Source organism: Pantoea sp. CTOTU50773, from assembly GCF_032082325.1.
Lineage (GTDB): Bacteria > Pseudomonadota > Gammaproteobacteria > Enterobacterales > Enterobacteriaceae > Pantoea > Pantoea communis.
In genome coordinates this window covers 24,755-36,286 of record NZ_DAMDQC010000031.1, presented here as the reverse complement: position 1 = coordinate 36,286, position 11,532 = coordinate 24,755, and the positions used below count along the sequence as shown (strand labels likewise).

The window sequence follows — 11,532 nt, the reverse complement described above, 5'->3', positions numbered from 1 at the left end:
TCCGGGCTACCGCTTTTTACACTGAACTCCATGCACTCTCCTGAATCTTAAAGACAACGGCCTTAGCTGTCGTTAGAATGTAGCGCGTTCGTAACCCATTATTTTTAGCGGCGCCATGACAATTTAACGCCGACGGTCATAATGAGATGTGGTGGCAATGTGTTGTTTTTTCACCACCCTAACGCGTTCGTCATACTATTTTAGCTACGATGACGGCCATTGATGAAGAAAAATGGCTGATAAGCGTTGAAACTAGCGATTTTCCTGCAAAAAGACAAGTTATCACAGGCGTACTAAGCGTGATCATCATTAGATATCTGGTTCGGGAAACGCTCAAAAGCCAGCTGGCTATCCTGTTCATCCTGCTACTGATCTTCTTTTGCCAGAAGTTAGTCAGGATTTTGGGTGCAGCGGTGGATGGCGAGATCCCAACAAATCTGGTTCTGACATTGTTAGGACTTGGCGTGCCTGAAATGGCACAACTTATCCTGCCCCTAAGCTTGTTTCTGGCGATTTTAATGACTCTTGGGCGGCTGTACACCGAAAGTGAGATCACGGTGATGCATGCCTGCGGCCTGGGGAAAAGCGTGCTGGTCAAGGCCGCGATGATCCTGATGCTGCTGACTTCAGCGGTCGCAGCGGTCAACGTCCTTTGGTTAGGGCCATGGTCATCGCGTTACCAGGATGAAGTCACACAAAATGCCAAAGCCAACCCTGGCGCAGCGGCGCTGGCAGCGGGCCAGTTTCAGACCTCCAGCGACGGTAATACCGTGCTGTTTGTCGAGAACGTCAAAGGCAACACGTTTGGTAACGTGTTCCTGGCGCAGCTGCGTCCAAAAGGTAATGCGCGCCCATCCGTGGTGCTGGCTGACAGCGGTCATATGGAGCAGCGCAAAGACGGCTCACAAGTGGTGACGCTGGATAAAGGCACGCGCTTCGAGGGCACTGCGATGCTGCGCGATTTCCGCATCACCGACTTCACCAACTACCAGGCGCTGGTGGGCTATAAAGAAGCCACGCTCGATCCGAATGATGCCGATCAGGCGAGCATTAGCACGCTGTACCAACACAAAACGCCGCAGTTCCAGGCCGAGTTCCACTGGCGTCTAACGCTGGTGTTTGCGGTGCTGGTGATGGCGTTGATGGTGGTGCCACTCAGCGTGGTCAACCCTCGTCAGGGGCGTGTGCTGTCAATGCTGCCTGCGATGCTGCTGTATCTGATCTTCTTCCTGCTGCAGAGTTCGTTACGTTCTAACGCAGCGAAAGGCAAGTTCGATCCCGCGATCTGGATGTGGGTCGTGAACCTGGCTTATCTGGCGCTGGCAGTGATGTTAAACCTGTGGGATACGGTACCGATGCGACGCATTCGTGGTCGCTTTAGCCGTGGAGGATCGCTCTGATGTTTAAGGTCCTTGACCGCTATATCGGTAAAACCATTTTCAACACCATCATGCTGACGTTGTTCATGCTGGTGTCGCTATCGGGCATCATCAAATTTGTCGATCAGCTACGTAAAACCGGGCAGGGCGCTTACACCGCGCTCGACGCCGGTTACTACACGCTGCTCAGCGTACCGAAAGATATTGAGATCTTCTTCCCGATGGCCGCACTCTTGGGTGCATTGTTGGGCTTAGGAACGCTAGCGCAGCGCAGCGAGCTGGTGGTGATGCAGGCATCGGGTTTTACCCGTATGCAGGTGGCGCTGGCGGTGATGAAAACCGCGATTCCGCTGGTGCTGTTGACCATGGCTATCGGCGAATTTGTGGCACCGCAGGGCGAGCAGATGGCGCGTAACTACCGTGCGCAGCAGCTGTACGGCGGCTCGCTGATGTCGACGCAGAATGGGCTGTGGGCGAAAGACGGCCATGACTTTATCTACATCGAACGCATCAAAGGCGACAATGAGATTGATGGCGTCAGCATTTACACCTTCACCGACCAGCGTCGTCTGCTCAGCGTGCGTTATGCCGCCAGTGCGACCTGGAACAAGGACAAAAAGTTGTGGCAGCTGTCGCAGGTAGATGAGTCCAACCTGAGTGATGCGAAACAGATTACCGGTTCGCAAAGTCTGGGCGGGGAGTGGAAAACCAACCTGACGCCTGACAAGCTTGGCGTGGTGGCGCTGGATCCGGATGCGCTGTCCATTAGCGGTCTGTACAACTACAGCAAATACCTTAAGCAGAGTGGCCAGGTGTCAGGGCGTTATCTGCTGAACATGTGGGGTAAAATCTTCCAGCCGCTTTCCGTGGCGGTGATGATGCTGATGGCGTTGTCGTTTATCTTTGGTCCGCTGCGTAGCGTGTCGATGGGCGTGCGTGTGGTCACGGGGATCAGCTTCGGCTTCCTGTTCTACGTGCTGGATCAGATCTTCGGTCCGCTGAGTCTGGTGTATGGCATCCCGCCGATTCTGGGGGCGCTATTGCCGAGCGCCGCGTTCTTTGCCATCAGCTTGTACCTGCTGATGAAGCGCAGTTGATGGTTCAGGGATAGCCTGCTGCTATCACCAAAACTCACAGAAGCCGCCATCACGATGGCGGCTTTTTTATTACTTCAGAGTATGAATCAGAGCCGGCAGCTGCGACAACAAGTACAATACCAACCCAATGGTGCCACCCACCAACGTCCCGTTAATGCGGATAAACTGCAGATCGCGGCCAATGTTCAACTCAATCTGTTGCGACATCTCCCGCGCATCCCAGCTCTTCACGGTATCGCTGATGTGGCGCGTCAGGAATTCGGCGAACTCTGGTGCAATGCTGCGGGCGGCATCTTCCAGGTGTTGATTCATCGAGATACGCAGCGCTTCATCTGCTGCCAGCATTTCACCGAACCATAGCGCGGCAAGACGCACGCGCTCCTGCACGCGAGAATCTTCACTGTTAAGATCGGCCTTCAGCCAGCTACGCAGATCCTGCCATAGCTCGCCGATATAGCGATTCAGCGACTCATCCTCTTTCAGCCAGTTTTTGATCACCTCGGCACGTTCGGCCATTACGGGGTCGGTTTTTAGCTTCTCAATTAACCGCTGAACTGCGCGGTCAAATCCCAGACGCAGCTCGTGCCCCTGATTGATCGCCACTTCATCGAGAATCGAGTCCACTGCATTGGCCACCAGGTCAGCACTGTGCTCGCCCAGCCATTCGGTGGGTAGTATTTTGGCTTTAATCGGATGCTCACGCTTCAGCCAGCGCACAATCTGAATTGCGATGAACTCACGCGTGCCAGGCTTGTGCAGCAGACGCAGCAACTGTTGCACTGCCGCATCCAGCAGTTCCTGATGACGATTGTTTTTGGTCAGGCTATCCAGTAACAACGCGCTGGATTGGGTGAGATCGACCTTATCCAATGCACGATGCACGGCCCGGCGCAGGAAGCGCTGGATGCGTTCATCATCCGTAAGATCAAGGAAGCCGCGCATCACCTGCAACAGATGGCGACCAATGCGATCGGCGTTGCCCGGCGTGTTGAGCCAGTGCGCCAGCATCTGCGAGGGATCGTGGCGGCGAATCAGCGCCAGCAACGAATCGGAATCGAGAAATTTCTCCTGCACAAAGCGGCCAAGATTCTCCCCGATGCGATCCTTATTGCGCGGAATAATCGCCGTGTGCCGCGAGATGAACGGCACCGGCACGCGACGAAACAGCGCGACCACCGCAAACCAGTCGGCCAGCGCACCGACCATCGCCGCTTCAGCAATGGCCTTGAGACCAAGCACCCAAAAATTGGGTGGCAGAAACAGCGTCACGACAAAAGTCGCTGCGGCAACCAGCAGCAATGCGAGCGCCAGACGCTTGCTCCGTTTGAGTTGTTGATATTTATCCATATAACGATCTTAGCAGACCACACCTTAGGGCGGCGGTGCGAATCATTGCACCTATTCAATCAGCGTCATTAATGTCGCGGCGCGCAGGTGTCACTGCAGCGTTGCTGATGCCCGCGCCATACATAGCGCCGCGGAGGAAGATAAATATTTTCAGTGTGTTATAGACGACGGCCGCCCATCAAACTTCCCAGCACGCCACGAATGATTTGGTTGGTGACCTGGCGCGCCGCGCTTTTTGCCACGATCTGCACCACGCCATCGCGCTTGCCGCCGCGCGGTCCGGTGGTGCCAAACAGAATGTCTTTCAACCCGCCGAGAATGCCATCATCAACTTCGACATTATTGCCTTTGGCTTCCGGCGCATCGGCCTGCTGCGGCGCGGCTTGCACCCCTTTTTGCAGCATCTCAAACGCGGATTCGCGATCCACTTCGGTGTCGTATTTTCCGTACAGCGGTGAGTTATTGATCAGGCCGTTGCGCTCATCCAGCGTTATTGGCCCCATGCGCGAGCCGGGCGCAATCACCATGGCGCGCTGCACCATCGACGGGCTGCCTTTTTCATCGAGGAACGAAATCAGCGCCTCGCCAGTGCCCAGCGCCTGAATGGCCTCCACGGTATTGAATGCCGGATTGGCGCGCATGGTTTCAGCGGCGCTTTTCACCGCTTTTTGATCTTTCGGCGTGAAGGCGCGCAGGGCGTGTTGCACGCGATTGCCTAGCTGACCGAGCACGTTATCAGGGATATCCGACGGATTCTGCGTGACGAAATAGACGCCGATGCCTTTGGATCGAATCAGACGGATCACCTGTTCCACTTTCTCCAGCAGCACCGGCGGCGCATCGGTAAACAGCAGATGTGCCTCATCAAAGAAGAACACCATTTTCGGTTTATCGAGGTCGCCCGCTTCGGGCAACTGCTCGTACAGCTCCGCCAGCAGCCATAGCAAGCTGGTGGCATAGAGTTTCGGCATTTGATACAGCTTCTCGGCGGAAAGGATGTTGATGAAACCTTTGCCTTCGTTGTCACAACGCATCCAGTCACGGATATCCAGCATCGGCTCGCCGAAGAAGTGTTCAGCGCCTTGCTGTTCCAGCGCCAGCAAACCGCGCTGAATCGCCCCCACCGAGGCGCTGTTGATGTTGCCGTACTGCGTCTGGAAAGATTTAGCGTTATCGCCGATGTATTGCGTCATGGCGCGCAGATCTTTGAAATCCAGCAGCAACAGCCCTTGATCGTCTGCGATGCGGAAGATGATTTGCAGCACGCCCGATTGCACCTCATTGAGGTTGAGCAAGCGCGCCAGCAACAGCGGGCCAAGGTCGGAAACGGTGGCACGCACCGGATGACCTTTCTCGGCAAAAATATCCCACACCATCACCGGATTTTTCTGTGCCTGCCAGTCGGTCACGCCAATCTTTTCCAACCGCGCCAGTAACTTTTCCGAGCCTTCACCGGCGGTCGCCACGCCAGTGAGATCGCCTTTGACGTCGGCCATAAACACCGGCACGCCGATATTGGAGAAGGACTCGGCGATTTTTTGCAGCGTCACGGTTTTACCGGTGCCGGTGGCACCAGTGATTAAGCCGTGGCGGTTCGCCATATTGGAAAGCAGGGATAACTGGATGTCAGGCGTTTGAGCAATCAGCAACGGGGTGGTCATATTTTTTCACTCGCAGGCAACAGGTTATGCCAGAAAGAATAGCAAGCGATGCGAGGGGAAGGATGAAGATTGTACTGAAAGTGTTGATGGGGGAAGCCATCCCCCCATCAACAGGATCTATTGCTTCTGCACCACATCAAAGAACAGCAAGCTCACGCCAATCCCTTGCTGCACATGATTGACGTTGTTCCGCACCGCCACCTGCTGCGCGCCCTGCAGCATCACCACAAACGGAGAGTTCTGCTGCACGGTGTTTTGCAGGTCGGTGTAAAGCGCACGGCGTTTGGCGGCATCACTTTCGCCTGCTGCGGCACGTGTTTTGGCGCTGAGTTCCGGAATCTCCCAGCCGACACGCCACGCCAATGTTTTCGAGCCGCCCGGCACGTTGTAAGCAAAGGCGCTGGCATTGGTATTCGGGTCAACGTAATCCGCGCCCCAGTAGATAAAGATCGACTGGAAATCGCGGCCGCGCATCTTGCTCCACAGCTCGGATTCCGCCACCGGCTGCAACTCAATCTGCACGTCCGCTTTGGCAAAGCTGGCCTGCAGCGCCTGGGCAACATCAATGTACGGCGGCTGATTGATCACCGTCAGCGCAAACTTGCTGCCCGGTTTAATCCCGCCCTTGGCTAAAATCGCTTTGGCTTTTGCCACATCATAATGGAACGGTTGGTCCTCCAGCGCGCCATCAAAGCCCTGCGGCAGGAAGCTTTGATGAATGCGGTACTGACCTTTCAGCAAATCATGTGAGATGGACTGGTAATCCACCAACCAGCGCGCCGCTTCCCATAGGGCCGAATTACCCAATGCGGGCTGCGCTTTGTTCTGCGTATTGAAGCCCAGGTAATACACCAGGCTCGAAGGGAACGCCGCAATGTGCAGGTTCTTATTGCTCTTTAGCGCATCGATTTGATCGGGGCCGAGTTGATAAGCGACATCGACATCGCCTTGCTGAATCAGCAGGCGACGCGCACCCGCATCGGCGACGCCTTTCAGCAAAATACGCTTTAGGTGTGGCTGCGGATTAGCTTGCGGGTTGGCGCTCAGCACCAGCGCCTGCTGTGGCACATACTGCTGAATCGTAAACGCGCCGCTGCCTGCGGTGTTGGTGTGCAGCCAGCCATTGCCGAGATCGTTATTCACCGCATGCTGTTGCACGGTTTTGCTGTCCACCACCGAGGCTACCGGTGCGGTAAGCAGGCGCAGCGCCAAATCCTGACCTATCTGCGCGGGCCATTGAATCTCCAGCTGATGATCATTCAGCACTTTAAATTGGCTGGCGATGTTCTCGTTGGTCCAGCCAAACTCGGCGAGAATAAAAGAGGGTGCTTTGTTCAACTGCACAGCACGCGACAGTGAGAAAATCACATCCTGCGGCGTCACCGCATTGCCGCTGGAGAAGCGGGCACCTGGTTTAAGGTTAAATACCAGGCTGTGCGGCGTACTGCCACTTTGCCAGGATGTCGCCAGCAGCGGTGCCAGTTTCTGTGGCGTATCGCGGTCGGCTTGCACCAGAGTCTGGTAGATGTTGCGCTGTACGCTGTTGCTGACCGTTTCGAAGCTTTCTGCGGGGTCGAAGCTGATAATGCCATCCAGCGGTACGGCAACCACCAGCGTGTCTTTCGGCGTCGCAGCCTGCACGGCGAATGCACTACTCCATAAAGTGACCAACAAAATCAATACACGCATTTATTGTTTTCCTGAGTGATAGATAAATTGACTCTATCGCTGCTGCCGCTCAGGCAAAATGCCGGTTTGTTCTGAGCTGTGCCGGAAATTAACAAATGATAACATTCGGCGATTATTTCACTTATTTTGTGCGCCGCCTGTCATTTCCAGGAAATAGATCGTTCATGTACTGGTCAATTAAGTAAATAAGATGTTATTAATGAGAATAATTATCTTGTATGGAAGTATGATTTATTTTTATCGATTGAATTGAGCAATTATTTCCTTGCGCGATCAATTTTGGTCATTTGCCCATCCAGACTTGCTAGAAACACAGCAATTGTACGGTTAAAAGTCCAATTCACCCTCCGAAAGCCCTTTACCTGCCCTTAACCTAAATTCAACATCATGATGGTTTCTCATCAAAACACATCCGAACATTGATTCTTACATTCAGAAATATCTATATCCCTAAGATTGCCAGGTTATTTACCGATTTATAAAGCCATTAACAAAAATAATTATCTTTCTTAGCAAGTGAGAGTCGTCGCGCCATGCTTCTAAATAAACCGACCACCAGACGTAAGTTTTTGCTTGGGTCGTTATTGGCTTTGCCATTAAGCGACCTGGTATTTAAGGGATTAACTGCGGCGCAAGCTGCGGAAATGGCAGCACCGGAACTCGCCGATTACAAACCGATCTTTTTCAGCGCTCAGGAGTGGCAGTTTATTTTGGCCGCGACCGATCGTCTGATTCCGGCCGGTGGTAAGGGCAAAGCGCCGGGTGCACTGGAAACTAACGTGCCGATCTTTATCGATCAGCAACTCCATAGCCCTGAGTTCGGCGGCGAAATTTACATGCAGGGTCCGTTCGACGTGCACGCGCCAGCCACCATGGGTTATCAGATCCCTTACACCCCGCAAGAGCTGTATCGCACGGGCATCAAGCTAGTGGAACAGTGGACGCAGAGCACCTACAAAAAATCCTTCCATGAACTGACGTTGGAAGAGAAAGACGCGGTGCTGACCAAGGTCAACAAAAATGACGGTATCGATTTCCCGGCAATGGGTGAACCGAACCTGAAAGCCTCGCAGTTCTTTGGTCAGTTACTGGCAGATACCAAACACGGCTACCTCGCCGATCCGATGTATGGCGGCAATAAGGGCATGAAAGCCTGGATTGCGATTGGCTTCCCAGGCGCACGCGCCAGCTTCACCGAATGGGTGAAGCAGCACAACGTGCCGTACCCGCTGGGACCGGTCAGCCTCTTGGGTGAGCGCGCATAAGCCGACACCCCCGTATTTGGTATGTGAGACAGGATTAACATGGCACAGATTACAAAGAAAGAAGTCGACGTCGTCGTTTGCGGCCTCGGCTGGGCCGGCTCGTTGATGAGTATCGAACTGGCATTGGCCGGGCTGGAAGTGCGCGCGTTAGAGCGCGGCGGCGAGCGTGACTACCCGGATTTTGCTTACCCGAAACCGGCTGATGAATACGCCTATAACGTGCGCAACAAAGTGTTCGCTACGCCGAAAGAAGTGGCGGTCACCGTGCGTTACAACATGAGCCAGACCGCACTGCCAACCCGTAAATGGGGCGCTTTCGCACCGGGTACTGGTGTCGGCGGCGCAGGTATGCACTGGACGGCGGTACTGATTCGTCCAACCCCAACTGATATCAAACTGAAAACTTACGTCGATCAGGCCTACAAGCCGGGCGTGCTGCAGGATGATATGCGCGTGATGGATTTCCCCTTCACGTGGGAAGAGATCGAGCCGTATTACTACAAGTTTGAGCTGATTTGCGGTCAGTCGGGTAACACCGGCAACCTGCGCGGTCAGATTCTGGAAGGCGGCGATCCGTTCGAAGGCCCACGTTCTGAACCCTATCCGCTACCAGCGCTGGAAGACACGCTGAACAACGTGATGTTCAAAGAAGCGGCCACCAAGCTGGGTTATCACCCGTTCCCGAACCCATCTGCGTGCGTATCTCGCGCGTGGAAAAACCCGTACGGCAACCAGATCGCGCCGTGTAACTATTGCGGTTACTGCTCGAAATACCCGTGCCTGAACTACTCCAAAGCCTCACCGCAAACTGCCGTGATGGATGCACTGAAGCGTCTGCCGAACTTCTCCTACGAAGTGCATGCGGAAGTGTACAAAGTGGTGCTGCACGACGATGGTAAAACCGCGAAGGGCGTTCTCTACTTCGATGCAGATGGCAATGAAGTGTTCCAGCCAGCCAAAATCGTCGTGCTGTCCAGCTTCCAGCTGTACAACGTGCGTCTGATGCTGCTGTCCGGTATCGGCAAACCGTACAACCCGATCACTGAAGAAGGTGTGGTAGGTCGTAACTATGCGTTCCTGTCCAACGGCGGCGCAACCCTGTTCTTCAAAGATAAGAACTTCAACTCCTACGCCACCGCAGGCGCCACCGGCCAGATGTTCAACGACATCTCACCAGGCAACTTCGATGGCCCAGGCCTCGGCTTCCTCGGCGGCGCGAAGATCCACAGCTCGCAAGCCACCGGTACGCCAATGGCTGCTGCACTGCCAAAAGGCACGCCAGCCTGGGGCATGGGTTACAAAGAGGGTCTGGAAGAGTGGTACAACCATTCCATGAAGATCAGCATCACGACAACTTGCCAGTCGTATCGCGATATCTATCTGGATCTGGATCCGCACTACACCGACCATCGCGGTCAGCCGCTGCTGCGTATGACGTTCAACTGGAAAGAGAACGAACTCAAGCTGCAACAGCATCTGAAGGGTATCGTTGGTGATATCGCCAAAGAGCTGAACCCAGACAGCATGAGCATGAGCTTCCTGCCGATGGGCGCGGATTTTGACCTCACTAAATACGTCTCCACGCACAACGTGGGCGGCGCGGTGATGGGCGATAACCCAAGAACTTCTGCGCTGAACAAGTACCTGCAGAGCTGGGATGTGCATAACGTGTTTGTACCGGGCGGTAACGCCTTCCCGCAAAACTTCCAGGCGAACCCGACCGATACCATCGGTGCGATTACCCTGATGGCGGCGCAGGCGATCAAAGAACACTATCTGAAAAACCCAGGTCCATTGGTACAGGCATAAGCACATGAAATTAAAATCATTGTTAATCGCTAACGCCGTGCTGCTGGGAAGCTTTGCGGTACAGGCTCATGCGGAAGATGAAGCCGCGCTGATCAAGCAGGGGGAATATCTGTCTCGTCTTGGCGACTGTATGGCGTGCCATACCGTGTCGGGCAAAGCGGATTATGCGGGTGGTCTGGCGATTGAGTCGAATCTCGGCACCATCTTCTCCACCAACATCACGCCGGACAAAGAGCACGGCATCGGCAACTACAGCGAGCAGCAGTTCTCTGATGCGGTGCGCAAAGGTGTGCTGCCGGATGGTTCACGCCTTTACCCGGCCATGCCATATCCGGATTACGCCAAAATCAGTGATGAAGACATGCATGCGCTGTATGTCTACTTCATGAAGGGCGTGAAGCCAAGTAGTGAGCAGCCGGAAGAGACCAAACTGAGCTTCCCGTTCAGCCAGCGCTGGGGAATGCGCTTCTGGAACTGGGCATTCACTTCTGATAAGCCGTTCCAGCCGATTGGCGGCGCATCTGAAGAAGTGAATCGCGGTGCTTACATCGTGGAAAGCCTCGGTCACTGTGGCTCGTGCCATACGCCACGCGGTCTCGGTATGAACGAGAACGCGCTGGACAGCGGTGACGACAAGTTCCTCGCCGGTGGTAGCCTGAACAACTGGGATGTGCCGTCGCTGCGTGGCTTACCGCGCTGGAGTGAGCAGGAGATCGTCGATTACCTGCAAACCGGTCGTAACGACAAAGCGGCAGTGGGCGGAGAGATGAAGTCAGTGATTGAGCACTCCAGCTCGCACATGACGGATGCCGATCTGAAAGCCATTGCCTCGTACCTGAAATTTATCGGCGGCAACCCACCGCTGCAGGCGTACAACGTGCAGAAGCAGCAGGCGACGGAAGCCAAACTGACCGCAGCGAAAAACCTGACGGAAGGTGAGCGTCTGTACATCGATAACTGCGGTGCCTGTCACTTCGTGACCGGTAAAGGCGCGCCAGGGATCTTCCCGGAGCTGGATCAGGCCACGATTGTGAATGCCAACGATCCTACCGGCTTGATCCACACCATTCTCGCCGGTGCGCAGCAGCCATCGACCGAGAAGGCGCCGTCAACCCTCGCGATGCCGGGCTTTGGCAAGCGTTTGACGGATGATGAAGTGGCGCAGCTGGCGACCTTTATCCGTCAGGGCTGGAGTAACAATGCCCCAGCCGTGACCAAAGATCAGGTTGCGGATGTGCGCAAGACGTTGAAAGCAGAGTAAATCGGGTGCGGCCTTCGGGCCGCA

Annotated in this window: 8 protein-coding genes; 5 read left to right on the top strand and 3 right to left on the bottom strand. The window is 54.8% G+C overall.

Features of this window, described 5'->3' with window-relative positions; translation table 11 throughout:
* The first annotated feature begins 299 nt into the window (after positions 1 to 299).
* Together lptF and lptG are read left to right on the top strand one after the other, a co-directional pair.
* Positions 300 to 1,400: an LPS export ABC transporter permease LptF gene (gene lptF, locus RT340_RS07445; protein WP_097118222.1), complete on the top strand. Its 1,101-nt coding sequence runs from the start codon at positions 300 to 302 to the stop codon at positions 1,398 to 1,400.
* Complete coding sequence (lptG, locus tag RT340_RS07440; RefSeq protein WP_034826451.1) at positions 1,400 to 2,476, top strand: LPS export ABC transporter permease LptG; 1,077 nt, start codon at positions 1,400 to 1,402, stop codon at positions 2,474 to 2,476. Before lptF ends, lptG begins: the two co-directional genes overlap by 1 nt.
* 69 nt (positions 2,477 to 2,545) lie before the next feature.
* On the opposite strand, the gene RT340_RS07435 is transcribed toward lptG, so the two are convergent.
* From RT340_RS07435 to RT340_RS07425, 3 genes are all read right to left on the bottom strand, one after another.
* Complete coding sequence (locus RT340_RS07435) at positions 2,546 to 3,823, bottom strand: DUF445 domain-containing protein (protein ID WP_211729334.1); 1,278 nt, start codon at positions 3,821 to 3,823, stop codon at positions 2,546 to 2,548.
* A 158-nt stretch (positions 3,824 to 3,981) separates the two neighbouring features.
* Positions 3,982 to 5,484 (bottom strand): helicase HerA-like C-terminal domain-containing protein, encoded by a 1,503-nt coding sequence (locus RT340_RS07430; protein WP_211729335.1) that lies wholly within the window; start codon positions 5,482 to 5,484, stop codon positions 3,982 to 3,984.
* Between the two features lie 117 nt (positions 5,485 to 5,601).
* On the bottom strand, positions 5,602 to 7,173 hold the full coding sequence (locus tag RT340_RS07425) for an ABC transporter substrate-binding protein (protein ID WP_211729336.1): 1,572 nt from the start codon (positions 7,171 to 7,173) through the stop codon (positions 5,602 to 5,604).
* A 533-nt stretch (positions 7,174 to 7,706) separates the two neighbouring features.
* Between RT340_RS07425 and RT340_RS07420 the strand changes: the two genes are divergently transcribed.
* The 3 genes from RT340_RS07420 to RT340_RS07410 are packed head-to-tail and all read left to right on the top strand — an operon-like array spanning position 7,707 to position 11,508.
* Positions 7,707 to 8,438: a gluconate 2-dehydrogenase subunit 3 family protein gene (locus RT340_RS07420; RefSeq protein WP_038649342.1), complete on the top strand. Its 732-nt coding sequence runs from the start codon at positions 7,707 to 7,709 to the stop codon at positions 8,436 to 8,438.
* Positions 8,439 to 8,477: 39 nt separating this feature from the next.
* Entirely contained in the window at positions 8,478 to 10,247 is a 1,770-nt protein-coding gene (locus tag RT340_RS07415) for a GMC family oxidoreductase (RefSeq protein ID WP_034826431.1), read from the top strand.
* A gap of 4 nt (positions 10,248 to 10,251) precedes the next feature.
* Entirely contained in the window at positions 10,252 to 11,508 is a 1,257-nt protein-coding gene (locus RT340_RS07410; RefSeq protein WP_313375089.1) for a cytochrome c, read from the top strand.
* Positions 11,509 to 11,532 lie beyond the last annotated feature (24 nt).

What these genes read in the sequence shown, in the direction of transcription:
- RT340_RS07435 (WP_211729334.1), bottom strand. Translation starts at nt 3,823, where the DNA reads ATGGATAAATATCAACAACTCAAACGGAGCAAGCGTCTGGCGCTCGCA.
- RT340_RS07415 (WP_034826431.1), top strand. Translation starts at nt 8,478, where the DNA reads ATGGCACAGATTACAAAGAAAGAAGTCGACGTCGTCGTTTGCGGCCTC.
- RT340_RS07410 (WP_313375089.1), top strand. Translation starts at nt 10,252, where the DNA reads ATGAAATTAAAATCATTGTTAATCGCTAACGCCGTGCTGCTGGGAAGC.
- RT340_RS07425 (WP_211729336.1), bottom strand. Translation starts at nt 7,173, where the DNA reads ATGCGTGTATTGATTTTGTTGGTCACTTTATGGAGTAGTGCATTCGCC.
- RT340_RS07430 (WP_211729335.1), bottom strand. Translation starts at nt 5,484, where the DNA reads ATGACCACCCCGTTGCTGATTGCTCAAACGCCTGACATCCAGTTATCC.
- RT340_RS07420 (WP_038649342.1), top strand. Translation starts at nt 7,707, where the DNA reads ATGCTTCTAAATAAACCGACCACCAGACGTAAGTTTTTGCTTGGGTCG.
- lptG (WP_034826451.1), top strand. Translation starts at nt 1,400, where the DNA reads ATGTTTAAGGTCCTTGACCGCTATATCGGTAAAACCATTTTCAACACC.